General features: G+C 46.7%; 14 protein-coding genes and 3 pseudogenes. 11 read left to right on the top strand and 6 right to left on the bottom strand.

Annotated elements, in window-relative coordinates; translation table 11 throughout:
* Positions 1 to 4 precede the first annotated feature (4 nt).
* Positions 5 to 301: a hypothetical protein gene (locus X965_RS12930; RefSeq protein ID WP_036418307.1), complete on the bottom strand. Its 297-nt coding sequence runs from the start codon at positions 299 to 301 to the stop codon at positions 5 to 7.
* Between the two features lie 218 nt (positions 302 to 519).
* Here X965_RS12930 and hsdR point away from each other — a divergent pair, with 218 nt between their 5' ends.
* The 6 genes from hsdR (at position 520) to X965_RS12900 (ending at position 8,281) form a co-directional block, all read left to right on the top strand.
* On the top strand, positions 520 to 2,952 hold the full coding sequence (hsdR, locus tag X965_RS12925) for an EcoAI/FtnUII family type I restriction enzme subunit R (RefSeq protein WP_036418306.1): 2,433 nt from the start codon (positions 520 to 522) through the stop codon (positions 2,950 to 2,952).
* 70 nt (positions 2,953 to 3,022) lie between these two features.
* The gene (locus X965_RS12920; protein ID WP_036413328.1) at positions 3,023 to 4,495 is read left to right on the top strand and encodes an N-6 DNA methylase; all 1,473 of its coding nucleotides are present in this window, start codon (positions 3,023 to 3,025) and stop codon (positions 4,493 to 4,495) included.
* Entirely contained in the window at positions 4,495 to 6,246 is a 1,752-nt protein-coding gene (locus X965_RS12915) for a restriction endonuclease subunit S (RefSeq protein WP_036418305.1), read from the top strand. The genes X965_RS12920 and X965_RS12915 overlap by 1 nt, the downstream gene beginning before the upstream one ends.
* 10 nt (positions 6,247 to 6,256) lie before the next feature.
* A complete protein-coding gene (locus X965_RS12910) occupies positions 6,257 to 7,357 on the top strand; it encodes a nuclease (RefSeq protein ID WP_036418304.1) in 1,101 nt (366 codons plus the stop codon).
* 41 nt (positions 7,358 to 7,398) lie between these two features.
* The gene (locus tag X965_RS12905; RefSeq protein ID WP_015422359.1) at positions 7,399 to 7,836 is read left to right on the top strand and encodes a hypothetical protein; all 438 of its coding nucleotides are present in this window, start codon (positions 7,399 to 7,401) and stop codon (positions 7,834 to 7,836) included.
* 82 nt (positions 7,837 to 7,918) lie between these two features.
* Complete coding sequence (locus tag X965_RS12900) at positions 7,919 to 8,281, top strand: YibL family ribosome-associated protein (RefSeq protein WP_036418318.1); 363 nt, start codon at positions 7,919 to 7,921, stop codon at positions 8,279 to 8,281.
* 58 nt (positions 8,282 to 8,339) lie between these two features.
* On the opposite strand, the pseudogene rhuM reads toward X965_RS12900, so the two are convergent.
* Positions 8,340 to 8,423 (bottom strand): annotated as a pseudogene (gene rhuM, locus X965_RS19935) (RhuM family protein); the annotation flags it as partial.
* A 107-nt stretch (positions 8,424 to 8,530) separates the two neighbouring features.
* Between rhuM and X965_RS12895 the strand changes: the two are divergent.
* Genes X965_RS12895 through fhuB form a run of 4 tightly spaced genes read left to right on the top strand, consistent with a single transcriptional unit; the run spans position 8,531 to position 14,266 of the window.
* The gene (locus X965_RS12895) at positions 8,531 to 10,606 is read left to right on the top strand and encodes a TonB-dependent siderophore receptor (protein ID WP_024475112.1); all 2,076 of its coding nucleotides are present in this window, start codon (positions 8,531 to 8,533) and stop codon (positions 10,604 to 10,606) included.
* Positions 10,607 to 10,608: 2 nt separating this feature from the next.
* Positions 10,609 to 11,382, top strand: coding sequence for an ABC transporter ATP-binding protein (locus X965_RS12890; RefSeq protein ID WP_024475111.1), 774 nt, complete (start codon positions 10,609 to 10,611; stop codon positions 11,380 to 11,382).
* 29 nt (positions 11,383 to 11,411) lie between these two features.
* Positions 11,412 to 12,296 (top strand): iron-siderophore ABC transporter substrate-binding protein, encoded by an 885-nt coding sequence (locus X965_RS12885; RefSeq protein WP_240336359.1) that lies wholly within the window; start codon positions 11,412 to 11,414, stop codon positions 12,294 to 12,296.
* A complete protein-coding gene (gene fhuB / locus X965_RS12880; protein ID WP_036418302.1) occupies positions 12,293 to 14,266 on the top strand; it encodes a Fe(3+)-hydroxamate ABC transporter permease FhuB in 1,974 nt (657 codons plus the stop codon). Before X965_RS12885 ends, fhuB begins: the two co-directional genes overlap by 4 nt.
* Before the next feature lie 47 nt (positions 14,267 to 14,313).
* On the opposite strand, the pseudogene X965_RS19015 reads toward fhuB, so the two are convergent.
* Positions 14,314 to 14,433 (bottom strand): annotated as a pseudogene (locus tag X965_RS19015) (transposase); the annotation flags it as partial.
* Positions 14,434 to 14,510: 77 nt separating this feature from the next.
* On the opposite strand from X965_RS19015, the gene rlmF reads away from it, so the two are divergent.
* Complete coding sequence (rlmF, locus tag X965_RS12875) at positions 14,511 to 15,476, top strand: 23S rRNA (adenine(1618)-N(6))-methyltransferase RlmF (RefSeq protein WP_165934074.1); 966 nt, start codon at positions 14,511 to 14,513, stop codon at positions 15,474 to 15,476.
* Between the two features lie 356 nt (positions 15,477 to 15,832).
* On the opposite strand, the pseudogene X965_RS12870 reads toward rlmF, so the two are convergent.
* The 3 genes and pseudogenes from X965_RS12870 to X965_RS12860 all read right to left on the bottom strand — a co-directional run.
* Positions 15,833 to 16,414 (bottom strand): annotated as a pseudogene (locus X965_RS12870) (integrase core domain-containing protein); the annotation flags it as partial.
* A 281-nt stretch (positions 16,415 to 16,695) separates the two neighbouring features.
* A complete protein-coding gene (locus tag X965_RS12865) occupies positions 16,696 to 17,631 on the bottom strand; it encodes a hypothetical protein (RefSeq protein WP_036418300.1) in 936 nt (311 codons plus the stop codon).
* A 206-nt stretch (positions 17,632 to 17,837) separates the two neighbouring features.
* Positions 17,838 to 18,872: a virulence RhuM family protein gene (locus tag X965_RS12860; RefSeq protein ID WP_036418293.1), complete on the bottom strand. Its 1,035-nt coding sequence runs from the start codon at positions 18,870 to 18,872 to the stop codon at positions 17,838 to 17,840.
* Between the last annotated feature and the right edge of the window lie 101 nt (positions 18,873 to 18,973).

Raw genomic sequence — 18,973 nt, 5'->3', positions numbered from 1 at the left:
TGTTCTAGATCAGGTTATTGATCTCATTACTGGTTTCATCCAGTCCGCCCCGGATTTTATTCCGGACAAAATCATATTCCGTATTATTCTTTGAATTGTCGTAACGATACATCGGTGCGTGAAGTTCGCCGGTAAAACTGGCCCGGTAATTTTTTAATTCCTGGTTACAGACAAAGTTATAAATCAGATCAACGCGGGCATATAAACTTTTTGATGAATCGTCATATAAGGACTGATAGGTATCAAGATTTTTCCGGCAGGCTTCTGTGAATAATTTATGATTTTCAGCATCAGCTGCCATACCGACATCAATCAGAATGGTGTAAATATCCTGCCGGATATAGGTACTGTCCTAACGTACTTTCTTCATTATGACCTCTGCTGTTTTCAGGGCAGAAAGCCTGATTATAGTTGTTCCATTTCAGGGGAAGTGAATACCCGAAATGTTGCTTTAGTCCTTACCTGATGCACTAATTTGTGTAGAATCAGAGCTAACCCACTTTCATGGAGCGCTCTGCTATGGCTGGTGTAAACAAAACGAATATGAGTGAAACGGATATTATCAGCAAATTTATCCTTCCCGCAGTTAAGGATGCCGGCTGGGATGATTTGACTCAGATTCGTCAGGAAGTGAAACTGCGTGATGGTAAGATAGTGGTCCGCGGAAAGCTGGCATCACGTATCAAAGTGAAATCTGCCGATATCGTACTGTATCACAAGCCTAACCTGCCATTGGCGGTTATCGAAGCCAAAGCCAATAAGCACGCCATCAGTAAAGGGATGCAGCAGGGACTGGATTATGCCGGACTGCTTGATGTACCCTTTGTGTTTGCTTCTAACGGTGATGGGTTTATCTTCCATGATAAAACCAATCCGCAGCAGCTCGAATCAGAAATTACGCTTGATGCTTTCCCGGCACCAGAGCTACTCTGGCAAAAATATTGCGACTGGAAAGGGTTTACTCAGCAACAGTTGCCCGTTATCAGTCAGGATTATTACGATGACGGCAGCGGGAAATCGCCCCGTTACTATCAGATGCGGGCAATTAACCGGACGATAGATGCCGTATCAGCGGGAAAGAATCGTATTTTGCTGGTTATGGCAACCGGCACGGGCAAAACCTATACCGCGTTCCAGATAATCTGGCGGCTGTGGAAAGCCAGAAACAAGAAACGTATTCTGTTTCTTGCAGACCGCAACATTCTGGTCGATCAGACTAAAAATAATGATTTTCAACCTTTCGGCACTGCGATGACCAAAGTCACCGGCCGTACTATCGATCCTGCTTATGAAGTACATCTTGCATTGTATCAGGCCATTACCGGACCGGAAGAGAATCAGAAAGCCTATAAACAGGTTGCTCCGGATTTCTTTGACCTGATTGTGATTGACGAATGTCACCGTGGCAGTGCGTCCGAAGATTCCGCCTGGCGGGAGATTCTGGAGTATTTCGGCAGCGCCACTCAGATTGGCCTGACAGCAACACCAAAAGAAACAGAAGACGTCTCCAATATCGATTATTTTGGTGAACCGGTTTACACCTATTCACTGAAAGAGGGAATTGAAGACGGTTTCCTCGCCCCTTACAAAGTCGTGCGTGTTGATATCGATGTCGATGTTCAGGGCTGGCGGCCGGTTAAAGGTCAACTGGATAAATACGGCAAAGAGATTAAAGACCGTATATACAATCTGAAGGATTTTGACCGCACGCTGGTTATTGATGAGCGTACTATGCTGGTGGCGAAGACTATCACCGATTACCTGAAACGTACCAACCCGATGGATAAAACCATTGTTTTCTGTAACGATATTGATCATGCAGAGCGGATGCGTCATGCGCTGGTGGTGCTTAATCCTGAGCAGGTATTGAAGAACGAAAAATACGTGATGAAAATTACCGGCGACGATGATATCGGCAAAGCACAGCTGGATAACTTTATTAATCCGAAAAAGCCTTATCCGGTGATAGCAACCACCTCAGAATTGATGAGTACGGGTGTCGATGCGCAGACCTGCAAGCTGGTCGTGCTGGATCAAAATATTCAGTCCATAACCAAATTTAAGCAAATCATCGGGCGCGGTACGCGTATCAACGAAAAGTACGGTAAGTTGTGGTTCACCATTCTCGACTTTAAAAAAGCAACCGAACTGTTTGCGGATGAGCGCTTTGACGGCGTGCCGGAAAAAGTGCTGGTGGTCAGACCCGGTGACATTTCCGATCAGGATTCGGATTTTAACGAGCAACTTGATGCGGAAAATGATGATAATACCGCCGGTGAGGCGCGGGAAGATACCGCTGACTATCAGGTTAACCGCGACAGGTCTGAAGGCTGTGGTGAATTCCATAGTGACGATGATGACGACAAAGTCCGTAAGTTCTATGTGAATGGCGTGCATGTAAAAGTGCTGGCTAAACGTGTTCAGTATTATGATTCTGACGGTAAACTGGTGACTGAATCCTTCCGCGATTACACCCGCAAAACAATGCTGAAAGACAGTGAGTACGCTTCACTGGATGGCTTTATGCGCAAATGGAAGAATGCTCCGCGCAAACAGGTCATCATTGAAGAACTGGAGCAACTGGGGATTTTATGGGATGTACTGGCCGAAGAGGTGGGTAAAGATCTCGACCCGTTTGATTTGCTCTGCCATGTGGTGTACGGTCAGCCGCCGTTAACGCGTCAGGAGCGTGCAGCAAATGTGCGCAAACGTAACTATTTTACGAAGTATGCCGAACCGGCTCAGCAGGTACTTAATACTCTGCTGGACAAATATGCTGATGAAGGTGTGCAGGAAATTGAGGACGTTCTGGTGCTCAAACTGAAACCGTTTGATGCGCTGGGCCGTCCGGGAGAGATCATCAGAGCCGGCTTTGGTAACAAAGCAGCGTATGAGCAGGCCGTCAACGAACTGGAAAACGAAATCTACCGGTTACCGCCACGATTAGCCTGACAGCGAATAAATATATTGCCACCGCCGCGCCTGTGGCCGGTGGCTGTCTTTTTTAGTATGGAAAGAAAACATGTCGATTAGTTCAGTAATTAAATCCCTTCAGGACATTATGCGTAAAGATGCCGGTGTTGACGGTGATGCCCAGCGTTTGGGGCAACTGTCATGGCTGTTGTTCCTGAAAATTTTCGATACCCAGGAAGAAGAGCTGGAACTGGAGCTGGATGATTATCAGTTCCCGATCCCGAAGCGCTATTTATGGCGCAGCTGGGCAGCAGACAGTGAGGGTATTACCGGTGATGAGTTACTGGAGTTTGTGAACGACGATCTTTTTCCGGGGCTTAAAAACCTCATCGCGCCGATCGATAAAAATCCGCGTGGCTTTGTTGTCAGACAGGCGTTCAGCGATGCCTATAACTATATGAAAAATGGCACACTGCTGCGCCAGGTGATTAACAAGCTCAATGAAATTGATTTCGGCAGCAGCCGGGAACGGCATCTGTTTGGCGATATTTACGAACAGATCCTGCGTGACCTGCAAAGTGCAGGAAATGCAGGTGAATTCTATACTCCACGCGCCGTGACGCGCTTTATGGTCAATCGTATTGATCCGAAGCTGGGTGAGTCAATTATGGACCCGGCGTGCGGTACCGGCGGTTTCCTCGCCTGTGCGTTTGACCATGTGAAAGAGCATTACGTCAATACCACCGAAGACCACAAAATACTGCAAAAACAGATCTGCGGCGTAGAGAAAAAGCAGCTTCCGCATTTGCTGTGTACCACCAACATGCTGCTGCACGGCATTGAAGTACCGGTACAAATCCGCCATGACAACACACTCAATAAGCCGCTTTCTTCCTGGGATGAGCAGATTGATGTGATTGTTACCAACCCGCCGTTTGGCGGTACCGAAGAAGACGGTATCGAGAAAAACTTCCCGGCAGAGATGCAGACCCGTGAAACCGCTGATCTGTTTCTGCAACTGATTATCGAAGTGCTGGCAGACAAAGGCCGCGCAGCAGTGGTATTACCGGATGGCTCGCTGTTTGGCGAAGGCGTGAAAACCAAGATTAAAAAACTGCTCACTGAGGAGTGCAATCTGCACACCATCGTGCGGTTGCCAAACGGCGTGTTTAACCCGTACACCGGTATCAAAACTAATATTCTGTTTTTCACCAAAGGTCAGCCAACCAAAGAGGTGTGGTTCTATGAGCACCCGTACCCGGACGGCGTGAAGAACTACAGTAAAACCAAACCGATGAAGTTTGAAGAGTTTCAGGCTGAGATCGATTGGTGGGGAAATGAAGCCGACGGTTTTGCCGCCCGCAAAGAGAACCATCAGGCGTGGAAAGTCAGCATCAACGACATTATCGCCCGCAACTTCAACCTCGACATTAAAAACCCCTATCAGGGCGAAACCATCAGCCACGATCCGGACGAATTGCTGGCGCAGTACCAGAAACAGCAGGCGGAAATCAGCAAACTGCGTAACCAGTTGCGCGATATTCTTGGCGCTGCACTGGCAGGCAATAAGGACGCTGACTGATGACCGTTGAGAAGCTGATTACCGACCATATCGATATCTGGTCTTCTGCCCTGCAAACCCGCTCCGCAGCCGGCCGTGGCAGCAATGGAAAAATCGATCTCTATGGTATTAAGAAACTGCGTGAGCTGATTCTGGAACTGGCGGTGCGCGGAAAACTGGTGCCACAGGATCCGAATGATGAACCGGCGTCGGAGCTGTTAAAACGTATTGCAGCTGAGAAAGCGGAGCTGGTAAAACAGGGGAAAATTAAAAAGCAAAAACTACTTCCTGAGATTAGCGAAGATGAGAAGCCGTTTGAACTGCCGGCGGGGTGGGAGTGGGTGAGGTTGAACCATGTAGGTCATGATTGGGGGCAAAAAACTCCTGAAAATGATTTTACATATATAGATGTAGGGTCTATCAATAAAGAATTAGGGACTATTTCAAAACCTGGGGTGATAAATCCTAAAGATGCGCCCTCTCGAGCAAGAAAAATTGTTCGCAGAAATACTGTGTTATATTCCACAGTCCGCCCCTATTTATTGAATATCGCGGTAGTAGATGAAGATTATGATCCAGAACCTATTGCTAGTACAGCTTTCGCTATAATCCATCCTTGGAAAGGAATATCTTCAACATTTATTTATCACTATCTTCGTTCACCTATATTTGTTAGCTATGTGGAAAGCTGCCAGACAGGAATTGCTTACCCTGCGATCAATGATAAACAGTTTCTTACTGGCGTTATTGCTATTCCTCCAGCAGAGGAACAGTTACGTATAGTATCTAAAGTTAATGAACTCATGTCCCTCTGCGATCAATTGGAACAGCAATATCTGCTCAGCCTGGATGCCCATCAGCAACTGGTGGAAACCCTGCTGGCAACGCTCACTGACAGTCAAAATGCCAAAGAACTCGCCGAAAACTGGGTGCGAATCAGCCAGCATTTCGACATGCTGTTTACCACCGAAGCCAGTATTGACGCGCTTAAACAAACCATCCTGCAATTAGCGGTAATGGGGAAACTTGTGCCGCAAGATCCTGACGACGAACCTGCTTCTGAACTGCTTAAACGTATTGAGCAAGAGAAAGCGGAGCTGGTAAAAGAAGGGAAAATTAAAAAACAAAAACCACTGCCGCCAGTGAGTGATGAGGAAAAGCCATTTGAATTGCCGGAAGGGTGGGTGTGGTGTCGTTTAGCAGAACTCGTTGCTATAAAAGGCGGGAAAAGGGTTTCAAATGGTTATAAATTACTAACAGAACCAACTCCTCATGTCTATATTCGTGTGGCGGATATGAAAGATGGGACTATTGATTTATCTGATTTAAAATATATTGATGAAGAAATGCACCAAAAAATCAAGAACTATATAATAACTAAAGATGATATTTATATGACAATTGTTGGTGCGACAATTGGTAAATGCGGTACTGTTCCGGCGTTGCTGGATGGTATGAATCTTACTGAGAATGCAGCTAGACTAATACCATCAAAATTAATTTCAAAAGACTATTTATATCTGTGTTTAAGAAGCGATCTTTGCCAAGAACAATTTATAGATAAAACAATGCAGGTAGGTGTGCAAAAAATGGCTTTAAATAGATTGGCTAATACACTTATTGCACTGCCTTCAACTAACGAGAGTTTGAGAATAAGGGACAGAGTTAAGGAAATGAATAAACTATGTTCAAAATTGGTATGTGGAATAATTGAATCCCAACAAACCAAGCTTCATCTGGTGGATGCACTCACTGACGCAGCATTAAACTAAGGAACAGACGATGCCGGTTCATCATGCTATCTGGCGGGTCGGAGATAAACCCCGGCCGCTGACCATCAGTAAACTCGCCAGTGAGCAGTTGCTGGAGAAGATGATTTTAAATGACCCGACCATTCTCTCCGACCAGTGGATGATTATCGGCCATCAGGAAAATACCCTCGATAAGGGCCGTATCGATCTGCTGGCGATTGCGCCGGACGCATCACTGGTCCTGATTGAACTTAAACGTGACCGTACGCCGCGTGAAGTGGTCGCACAGGCACTGGACTACGCCTCCTGGGTGGATGATCTTACTGCTGACCGTCTGTCGCAGATTTATGAAAAATTCTCTGGTGGCGGCAATCTGGGTGATGCATTCAGACTGCGCTTCAATGCTGAGCTGGAGGAAGAATCGCTTAATCAGTCACATCAGATCATTATTGTGGCGGCAGAACTGGACCCGTCCACCGAGCGTATTGTGGATTATCTGAGTAAAAATGGTATCTCAATTAACGTCCTGTTCTTTAAGGTTTTTCAGCATGGTGAGGAGCAATTCTTAAGCCGCGCCTGGCTTATCGACCCGAGTGAAACGCAAACTAATGCGGCACAGGCCACCGCCACAAGTGCGAATACAAAAGAGCCCTGGAATGGTGAGTTTTATGTCTCGTTTGGCGACCCGCAAAGCCGTGTCTGGGAAGAGGCTCGTCGTTACGGATTTATCAGTGCGGGCGGCGGAAGCTGGTACAGCCAGACGCTGAAACAACTTCAGCCGGGGGACCGGGTGTGGGTAAAAATCCCGGCGACGGGTTATGTCGGCGTTGGTATTGTGCAGAGCGCCGTTGAGCCTGCCGGTAGCTTTACTATCACTACGGAAGAGGGTGAAAAGCTGGCGATGGATGTACTCAGGTACAGGGAACTTTATCAGCGGAATGCAGATGACCCTGATAAATCTGAGTATTTTGTCCCTGTCAAATGGCTGGAAACCCGCAGTGAACAAGAGGCGGTAAATGAAGTCGGATTCTTCGGTAACCAAAATACCGTTTGTAAACCCACGGCACCGAAATGGCGCCATACTGTCGAAAAATTAAAACGCTATTTTAAAAACTGGAATGTGAAGGAGTAAGATTCCGGGCGGACATAACAACTTTCCATTCAGGAGGAAAGATGACTACAGCAGAATCAGGACAGTTAAAGGTCTTGCAAAAACTAATGAGCCTTGGTGCTATAAATGTTTCCGTCTGCAAAGAAGGCCGCAGAACGTTTATCAAATTTGACTCTCCAACTGGCAAAAAATATAAAGTAACAACCAGAGCTAAAATGTCAGGGACGTGGCAAACATCAATCAACTATGCAAATAAGTGTGTACCTGATAAAAAAGACGATGAATTCTGGATATTTATCGATATCAGAAAAGAGCCTGCCACTTTTTATATAATACCATTGTCATGGATACAGAATGATATTTATGAGGCTCATTCAGATTATTTAGATAAACATAACGGAAGGCGGGCTATTAATGATAACTCGACTCATCATGCTATTTCGGTAAAACGAATTTCTGAATGGAAAGACGCATGGGCACAATTGGGTTTTAATGTTTAAAATTGTGACATCTTCCCTTTTCGTCCTCTTATGCAGAATGGTGTATACTTCCCGGCAGGAAATTTATTCACGGTTAATTAAAATGAAAGAAAACGAAAAAGCACAAATCAAGCTTCTCAGCGACCGTTTAGACCTTACCCGTCACCAGATGGCCGGTATGCTGCAAAAGAACGAAACGGAAAAGTACGCAGAACTTGAGAAAGAAAAAGCCGCGCTGGAAACTGACATTGCCCGTCTGAAGGAACAACGAAGCAAGAAACTCAGCAAAGAAGCACAAAAGCTGGTGGATATGCCGTTCAAGCGCTCTATCACTAAGAAAGAACAGGCTGATATCGGCAAGCTGAAGAAATCGGTGCGGGGCCTGATCATTGTCCATCCGATGACGGCGTTAGGCCGCGAAATGGGACTGGATGACATGACCGGTTTTTCTAAGACTGATTTCTAGCCGGAAAACCAATCCGGCTCAAACCTGTCATGGTACGCTGATACCGGAAGGATCTTAATTCCCGGTTCACAGCCATAGCGAAAATATCTTTCACCCGTAAATACACCCGCCGCTCACTGGCACGGATATCACGGATGCGTTCGGGTGACCTCTTCCCTTTCTTCAGTATCGGTTAAATTTTAGTTCCATACAGCATAATCATAGTTAATAATACTCATTATCGTTATTATTCGTCTTTTCAGGGGCGCTATGACTAATTTTTTTTATTTCAAACCCTTAGCTATCACACTTCATGTTTTCGTTGCCCTTTGTGCTGTACCTGCGTACTCACAAACAGCAAACAGTAATACTTCTGACACTGTTGTTGTCAGTGCCGGGGTGCTGAAAGTTGACACCGCATTACAGGAAACACCGCAATCCGTTTCTGTTATTACGCAAAAAGAGCTGGAAACCCGCGCACCGCAAAAACTGGATGAAGCACTGCGCTACACCTCAGGGGTAACTGCTCAGCCTTACGGTGCGGATAATGATACTGACTGGTTTAAAATCCGTGGTTTTGATGCCGCGACCTATCTGGATAACAGCCGTTTATTCCGCGACGGGTATTATACCTGGCTGCTTGAACCTTATGGTTTCGAACAAATTGAAGTTGTTAAAGGCGCGTCTGCGGTTCTGTTTGGCGAATCTACCCCCGGTGGTGCTGTAAACGTGGTGACTAAAAAGCCGCTGTTTACCCCGAAAGGGGAATTTTTCCTTGAAGCAGGAAATAATGATCAGCGCGGGTTTGGTTTTGATGTTGCCGGTCATGCCAGCGATGATGGGGATATCCGTTACCGGATAGTCGGTTTGATGAAACAGGCAGACGGTGAACTGGATAAAACGGATAACAAACGAATTTATCTGGCGCCTTCACTTGCGATGGCGCTTTCTGACGATACCATGCTGACATTGATGGCAACGTATCTGCATGATGATGGTACACCAACCAACCCGTTTTTCCCTGCAGCCGGTACACTGATCGATTCACCTTACGGAAAAATTAAACCGTCAGCGAATCTTGGCGAGCCGGATTATGATAAATACAAGCGCTCACAGTTTTCCGCCGGATATCTGCTGGAACACGATATTGACACGACCTGGCGTTTCTCCCAGCGCCTGAATTATGGTTATAATTCACTGACGCTGCGCAGTGTATATGCATTTCCGAACGCAGATACATCTGCAACCTCTCTCGCCCGTGGTGTTGTATTCCGTGACGGTAACAGCCAGAGTATAACATTCGATAACAACCTGACGGGACAATGGGATTCAGAACGTCTGGAGCACACCCTGCTGGCAGGGGCTGAAATTCAGTATCACCGGACAAAAGGTGATGAACAGGACAGTTATGCATTCAGTCCGATCAATCCGTGGAATCCGGTCTACGGACAATACGTACCACTGGACCCGGCCGATAATATTAACCGGACAATAGATAAAACTCAGGCAAGCCTCTATTCCCGGTACCAAATCAAGCTGGACGGTAAATGGATCGGTGTTGCCGGGGTGCGTTATGATCAGGTAAAAACTGAGAATAAAAATCAGACAGCTCATAATGATAAATCCCGGAATGATGGTGAGGTAAGTGTCAATGCCGGGCTGATGTATCTGGCGGATAACGGGTTATCACCCTATACCAGCTATTCACAGTCATTTGAAGTGATGAGCACCATCGACCCTGCGACCGGCGATTTGTATAAACCGCTGAAAGGTGAACAAATTGAGGCCGGAGTCAAATATACGCCTTCATTCCTCGATGGTTATCTGAATATTGCCTGGTTCAGTATTGAACAGAAAAATGCACTGGTTACCAATCCGGATACTTCTGTTGCCACACAGACAGGAAAAGTCACATCAACGGGGGCAGAAGCTGAAGGATTTGTGCAGTTGACTGATAATGTCAATGTTCAGGCATCCTATACCTACACAAATGCCAAAACAGATAATACCGGTGGTCAGGGACGTAAACAGACTGCGCTTATCCCTGAGCACATGGCATCCGCCTGGGTCAATTACACACTGCCGGTAACCGGCAGCGGAGAACTGACACTTGGCTCCGGTGTCCGCTATCTCGGTAAATCAAAAGACAATCCGGCGAGCAGTGATCGTACTGTGTCTGCTGCTGCATTATGGGATGCTGCGGTCATTTATAAGCTGAACAAACAATGGCAGCTTCAGGTCAATGTGAATAATCTGCTGAATAAAGAATATATTTCTGCATGTGATTATTACTGCTATTACGGCCAATCCCGTTCTGTTGTCGTTCAGACCAAATACAGCTGGTAGTTATGTTTGAACTGAATGGTATCCGTGTTGTACGTGACGGGAGGGTAATTTTATCCGTCCCGTCCCTGACGATCCCGGCAACGGAACTGACTGTTGTGCTTGGTCATAACGGGTCAGGAAAATCCACCCTGGTTGATCTGCTGGCCGGTCAGACCCGGCCGGATCAGGGGGAAATTTTGCTGAATAATAAAAACCTCACCGGTTACACCAAACGGGAGCTGGCACAACAAGTGGCATTTTTGCCGCAAAAACTGCCGGTTTCTGCCGGGCTGACCGTCCGTGAACTGGTCAGCCTGGGGCGTTTTCCCTGGCGCGGCACATTTGGCCGCCGGCATCCGGAAGATAACATTATTATCTCACAAGCCATGGAGAGTGCCGGTGTCACGGAATTTGCACAAATACCCGCCGATAATTTATCCGGCGGTGAACGTCAGCGCGCATGGGTTGCCATGTTACTGGCACAGCAATCCCCGGTACTGATCCTCGATGAGCCGACATCCGCACTGGATATTCATCATCAGTACCAACTGATGAGGCTGCTGCAGGATTTAAACCGCACACAGCGTACCGGTATCATCGTTATCCTTCATGACCTTAATCTTGCATTGCAGTATGCAACCCATATTATCGCCCTGAAAAAAGGCAAAGTAGCGTTTGAAGGCAATGCTGCATTGCTGGAGGATGAAACCCGTCTTTCCGGATTATATGAAACGGCTATCAGGTTAATACCGCATCCGGATACGGAACAACGAAAAGTGGCAGTCGTATGCAACTGATGTTATTACGTTTAATCCGGTTATCCGCCATGTTTTTTTTGATGTTTGCGGCAGCAGGGCAGGCGGCTGTCACAATAAATGATGACCGTGGCGGGCACACGTTTGAAACCATACCGCAGCGGGTCGTGGTGCTGGACTGGGATCTGCTTGAACAAACGCTGTCATTAGGGATAACTCCTGCCGGGGCAACAGAAACCAGCGGTTACCGGCAGTGGGTCCGACTGCCGGTACTGACAGAAAATGTGGCTGAAACCGGAACCCGGGCAGAACCGAATCTCGAAAAAATTGCCGGACTGAAGCCGGATGTCATCCTGGCGGGTGCATCACAGGCAGATCTGATTCCGCTGTTAGAGCAGATAGCTCCCGTCGTTTATCTGACCAATTTTTCATCAGCAGATGATGCCGCTCCGGTGGCTATCCGTCACCTTAAAACGCTGGGGATACTGTTTGGCAGAGAACAGCAGGCGGATGAACAACTGGCTGCTTTAACGCAGCGGTTTACGGAGCTGAGCAATAAATTAGCGGCTGTCTATCCGCCGGGTACCCGGGTTACTGTCATTCGCTTTTCCACGCTGACTACTGTTTTTCTGCCGGCTGATAATTCTGCTGTTAACTATGTATTGCGTAACCTTGGCCTGACACCGGCAATCCCCCTGGACGCGCAGCCATGGGGAATCGCCCAGCGGCGGATCAATGTATTACAGGACGTCGGTGATGGTTATGTTCTCTGGTTTCGCCCTTTTCCTGAAGAAAAAAAACTGGCAGATACCCGTTTGTGGCAGGCGATGCCATTTGTGAAGCAGGGCAAAATCAATGGCGTTGCACCGGTCTGGAATTACGGTGGCGTCTGTTCATTGCAGCGGATGGCGGATGCCATTACGGATAGTTTACTGGAGATTGCGCCCGCCTCATGAAAACCCGTTACCTTATACTCTTTCTGCTGCTGTTTATTCTGTTGATAGTGATTAACTTGCAGCTTGAGCCCAGCTTATCTCCGCAACAGCAACTCAGCCTGATTTTTACGCCGGAAGCGGCACAAACGTTTCCGGCTGTATTTTATCTTTACGGACAATTGCCGAGACTTTGCATGGCATTGCTGGCGGGTGCGACGCTGGGGCTGACCGGCAGCCTGATGCAACAGCTGACACAAAATAACCTCACTTCCCCGATGACACTCGGAACATCATCCGGAGCCTGGCTTGCACTGGTTATTTTATCTGTCAGTTTCAGTGAATTGTCTGCTGATTATGCCGTTCCTGTTGCAACCGGAGGTGCGCTGCTGGCGTTTGCATTTGTCATCCTGATTACAGGAAGCCGTAATATTACAGGATTACCACTGATTGTTTCCGGAATGGTGGTCAATATTCTGCTTGGTGCCATCGCAACTGCGGTGATTACACTGAATTCGCAGTTTGCGCAAAATATTTTTATGTGGGGAGCCGGCGATCTGACTCAGGATGGCTGGCAGAATGTCACAGATGTTATGCCGCGCCTGCTGCCTGTTTTGTTTATTCTGCTGTTCGCCCCGCGGATACTGACGGTATTACGGCTGGGACACCAGGGCGCACAAGCACGCGGATTATCTGTTTTGCCGGTATTTTTGCTGTTTATGGTACTTTCAGCATGGCTGGTTTCAGTCGTGATCAGTACTGCCGGTATGATTGGCTTTATCGGATTGCTGGCACCGAATCTTGTCCGGATTGCCGGTGCACGCACTGCGCTACAGGAGCTGATTTTCTCTGTGATTGCCGGGGCGTTTTTACTGTTGTTTGCTGACACCCTGGCTCTGGCTCTCGGGCAACTGATGCAGACGGTGATCCCGACCGGTGTGATGACTGCCGCCATTGGTGCACCTGCACTTATTGTATTCAGCCGCCGCCGTTTCACCGCACAGGATCAGATGACCATTATTCTGAAACCGGTTATTTCTCCCCGTTTTCTGCCGCACGCAATGAGTGTTGTTGTACTTCTGCTGTTTGCCGGGCTGATGACCACGATCTTTTTTCAGCAATCAGAAACCGGCTTCCTGTGGGGGGCTCCGGAGCCTTTCCGCTGGTCTCTGAGATGGCCGCGGTTATTGTCAGCTGCCACGGCAGGTGTTGCACTGGCGCTGGCCGGAACCCTGTTACAACGGTTAATTTATAATCCGCTGGCAAGCCCGGATATTCTTGGTGTGTCATCCGGGGCGACGGTTGCACTTATCCTGATAAGCGTGTTAACGGGAAATATGATTCAGACCTCCCTCTGGGGAGCAGCACTGACCGGCAGTGCTCTGGTACTGGGGCTTTTACTTTTACTCGGACGCCGGCATCAGTTTGCACCGGCAACATTAATCCTTACCGGGATTGCGCTGACGGCGGGGCTGGAAGCCTTTGTGCAATTCTTTCTGGCGCAGGGGGCATTGAGTAATTACCGGATACTGCTGTGGCTGTCCGGTTCCACCTATCGTGTCAGCGGAGAGCAAAGTGTACTTTTTGCATCCGTGATTGCCGGACTGACTGTTATCATACTGGCACTCAGCCGCCGTCTGACGCTGATATCCATCGGCAGAACATTTGCTCAGGCCCGCGGATTGCATACCGGCCGTACCGCTCTGCTGATGCTGACACTGGTCGCCCTGTTGTGTGCTCTGGTGACAGCAACTGTAGGACCTCTGGCCTTTACCGGTCTGATTGCGCCACATATGGCGGCGTTGTGCGGTGCTCAAAAAGTTAAATCACAGCTGATTTTTGCCGGTCTGGCAGGCGCGGTTCTGATGATATGGGCGGACTGGCTGGGGCAAACGCTTATCTGGCCGTCACAGATAGCAGCCGGAACATTGGTATCTGTCCTTGGCGGCAGCTATTTCCTGGGGTTAATGCTGGTCAGCCGATTTCGGAAATAATCATAAAATATAATAGGATACAGCCGAAAAGGGAAACCGGCTTCCCGGTTGTAGTAGCTGGCTTCGGAGATACCGGTCTCACGGCAGACATCTTTGACTGTCCGTCCGGCTTCGACGGACTTCAGAATGGCGATAATCGAATGTTCAGTCAATCGGGCTTTGCGTATAGTGATCTCTTCCCTTTCTTCAGTACCGGTATATGGTATCGTACGCGCCAGAAATACCTTTAAGAGAGCCCTTCACGGTGGAAAAAAAGAAAACCTTCCTGCAGCAGAAAAGCGGCTTGCACCCGCGTAACCGTCATCGCTCACGCTATGATTTCCCGGCGCTGATCGCCAGTTGCTCTGCACTGGAGCCGTTCGTCAAGCCGAACGCCTGGGGCGACATTTCGGTAGATTTTGCCGATCCTGCGGCGGTTAAAATGCTCAACCGTGCGTTGCTGCAACATTTTTATGGCATCGAATACTGGGACATTCCCGCCGATTATCTGTGCCCGCCGATCCCGGGGCGTGCCGACTATTTACACCATCTGGCCGACCTGCTGGCGACCAGCAACGGCGGTGAGTTCCCTCGCGGTAAAGGCGTGGCGATCCTTGATGTGGGTGTTGGCGCCAACTGTATTTATCCGATTATTGGCCTGCGCGAATACGGCTGGCGTTTTACCGGTTCGGAGATTGATCCGGTATCGCTCAATACGGCCAAAATGATCGTGGAGATGAATCCGACACTGAGAAACGGTGTGCGCCTGCGTTTACAAAAACAACCCGAATTTATTTTGAACGGCATCATCGGCGTGGCGGAGAAATTTGATGCCACACTGTGTAATCCACCGTTCCACAGCTCTGAACAGGAAGCGCAAGCCAGCACCCGCCGCAAACTGCGCAAGCTGGGTAAAGGCGAGGTAGCCGACACGCCGGTACATAACTTTGGCGGCAAAAATAAAGAGCTATGGTGTGAAGGCGGTGAAGAAGCCTTTGTGCGTAAAATGGTAGAGGAGAGCGTTAGCCTGGCGCAAAACTGCCTGTGGTTCACCTCGTTGATTTCTAAAAACACTACCTTGCCTTCGATTTATCACGCGTTGAAGCTGGTGGGTGCGGCCGAAGTCCGTACCATTGAAATGGCGCAGGGGCAAAAAATCAGTCGCTTCGTGGCCTGGACTTTCCACGACGCACAACAGCAGGTCGCCTGGGCGACAGAACGCTGGCGTTAATTTCCCCGGTGCCGGTTATTTAACCGGCACCGATAAAACTTCACTTTTCCCTTTCAATTTCTGCATGTTGCGTTATTCTCAATATGTCTTCCAATACTAAAAATCTTAAAAAAGTTATTTATTCAAAATACAATAGTTACCTTACTTAATTGATATTTTAATCCGGTATATATACCCAACGTAATTCAAGCTGCAGGCTGAGCGCAGCCAACGAACCTGCGGTTTGAATGAATAAGGGTATATATCCGTGATCAATTAAGATACTTGATTTTATGACGTTTGAGGATCAAGCTCCATCTCATAAAAATAGAACTGACCGCAGAACAACGGAGCGCCCTTGAGGTGTCCATTTCCCCTTATCTGAAACAGTTCTGATTAGAGTTTTCCCGTTGCTTCCGGTAAAGCTCTGGCGGAAGATTACTTAGACTTTCGTGTGTCCGGTTCCGGTTGTAATCCTGCATCCGGGCGGGACCAGACCATTTCTTTCACCTGGCTCAGTGATTCAAATAAATACGCATTTAAAAATTCACGGCAAAATGAGCCGTTAAAACGCTCAATAAACCCGTTTTGTTGTGGTTTTCCCGGCTGAATATAATTCAGAGTGACCTCATTTTCTGTACAAAACTGAACCAGTTTATCCGATATAAATTCAGACCCGTTGTCCACCCGGATATATTCCGGTAACCCGCGTTCTTCTTTTAACCGGGATAAAATACGAATAATCCGCTCTGCCGGTAATGAAGTATCGACCTCAATTACCAGGCACTCGCGGGTACTTTCATCAATAATATTCAATGTTCTGAAACGTTTCCCGCAGTACAGACTATCGCTCATAAAATCCATTGCCCAGCCTTCATTAATTCGGGTTGCGGCAATTAACGGTACTTTTATTCGCTCAGGTAGTTTTTTTTTACCCGCCGTTTCAGGTTTAAGCCCAGCGCGATCACAGGAGTCGCATTTGATAGGTAATGGCATTGATATTAAATGAGTTTACTGAGTTGGATAAATAGCAGTGCCCCCATTAATACCCCCGGATTGGTTTTTGAGGTGGGGATGATGGTTAGAAAATCATAGAATAAAAGTGCCTTAATATTGAGCCTAACAATCCAATCTGAGATCGTGAATGGCCGTTATGAGCGAGGAGCGGATATTAGTAACCGCTCCTACAACTACCGTTAATAACATTTGCTATACATTTATATAATATTTTGATACAAATTCAATTATTACGTAATTTATTAAGATATTCTGTATTACTAAGAAGAATAAATTGACGAATTCCGTAGGTATCTCTCAACCAGAGCCCATGCTCTCTCAGTCTTGCAATTGGAGTACCGCTAAGATTATCAGATTGAAAGCCGAAATTAGAACTAATACCAGAGATTTCTTCCAAAAGAATTTCTGGTGAAAGGATAGCCTCTGAGTTATTCACCATTGTCGAAATCAGATTATCAAAAAAATCAGATAGTCGACTTGGTTCTCTTTCTACTATAGCTGGAGAATGCCAGCTTATATCTGTTCCTGTTTCAGAGTATGCATAATAATGATTATGATCTTGAACCTTTTCATGTGGAGGAATAGAAACATGTTCACGAAGAAAAGGTGTAAAACCAAAATAGCTAATCCAATTTTTTTGGTGAATTGAGTGATTAATTCGATAAAAAAATGGATCTAGGAAAAATCTATTTATTGAATCAAAAAGAGCTTTGCTATAACTCTCTTTATCCAGTAAAAGAGGAGCTACATAGATTGCTCGTGACCAAGGCTGGCGCTCATAGCTTAGTAGCACATTATGTTGTAAATCAATTGCATTCTTTGCTTTTGGATGTAGTTGGAAGAACAACGTTGGATCTTGCTCTAATTGATGCGCATCACGAAATTGCCGAATGCTTTCTAGTGGGCTTTTTCTTTTTCGAGTTGATATTGCTACATCGTGTGTAGATTTTAACCCCGTTGATTTTTTGAATTGCATATAAATTGCAGTTGCGCCGTCATAGAGTTTATCTGCCCCTGTTGTTTGCTCATTAATATCTAAAAGTCTAAATGGGATTTTTGCTTCTGGCGGAGTACACCAACCAAAAAATGAGGCAACATCTGCTTCAATTTGTTTCTCTGATAAGTTACCTTTTATATAGTATTTAGGAAATGATGACATTGAGTATGTTTCCTTTGACATTCAAGTAAAAGTATACAATATTAATTGTATTCAAAATGAGATAAGATAACACCTTCCTTAAAAAAATATCCAATAAAATATCACATTGGTATTTACTCTTATTTAATCTGCATATTTTAAATTTTACTTAGTGGTTTTATTTTTTGCCGCTAATATTAAATAAAATAATGAAACTACAACTTTTTCTACTTACCTGCTTTCAATAAGTATTTTAGTGCCGTAATATTCGCCCTTGCCCCTTCAGCTTCTTTTAATCGGCGACGTTTTTGAGCATAAACATCAAATATCTCTTTAGCTTTTTCATCAGCAATTTTCTTACTAATTCCACCAGCACCCTGTAAAACTTCACGATCATTGAAACTTAAAAACTGATCCAACTTAGTGTCCCAATCCTGTAAAAAAACCTGCTTACGGTGCAGCGCCTGGTCTTCGGCAAAATCCAGCCACATATTGACGATGCGGTTTAATTCTTTGAGTTCATTTTCACGCAGATAATTCTTCGCAACCGTCACATCCGCTTTACGAACTTCGTCCGACTTATAGCTGGTTAAGCCCATATCAGGCTGACTCGCATTTGCACGACTGGCAATAAGCTCTGCCGCTGTCATGCCCGTACAAGCAAAATGCAGTTTGTTTTGGATGGTTTGGAAGAAACGATTAGCTTCTTTATTGGAAGGCTCGTAGTCCGCTGCCATAGTGAAAATCTCTTTCACCCGTAAATACACCCGCCGCTCACTGGCGCGGATATCACGGATGCGTTCGAGCATCTCATCAAAGTAATCAGGCACCACAGACTGGCCGACAGGCGGATTCTTCAGCCGCTCGTCATCCATCACAAACCCTTTGATCAGATATTGTTCCAGCGTTTGCGTTGCCCACTGCCGAAACTGTGTGCCACGAACGGAGCGGACGCGGTAGCCAACAGCGAGGATCATTGAAAGATTGTAATGCAGTGTATTGCGGTTAACCCGCCGGTTACCTTCCTGCCGAACTTGTAAGAAAGACTTACAAGTTGAATTTTGTACAAGCTCACCTTCTTCGTAGATGGCTTTAATATGCTGGGTTATTGCCTGAGGCGTTATCTGATAGAGGTTTGCAATTTCAGCCTGAGATAACCACAGCGTATCGGATTCAAAGCGGCACTCGACATGAGTCTGACCATCTTCACTGCGGAACAGAATAAATTCGCCCTGTGGTGCCTCAGGAAGATTATCACTCATTGCACGGCCTCCGTTTTACGGGTTGTTATCTCAGCGGAATGAACACAGATGCTACCAATATACCCGGAAAAATAAATGTTAAAATACTCACACCGGTTAGT

This window comes from Morganella sp. EGD-HP17 (assembly GCF_000512315.2).
GTDB classification, from domain to species: Bacteria; Pseudomonadota; Gammaproteobacteria; order Enterobacterales; family Enterobacteriaceae; genus Morganella; species Morganella morganii.
The sequence above is the reverse complement of the archived record's forward strand: the minus strand, read 5'-3'. Positions and strand labels throughout refer to the sequence as shown.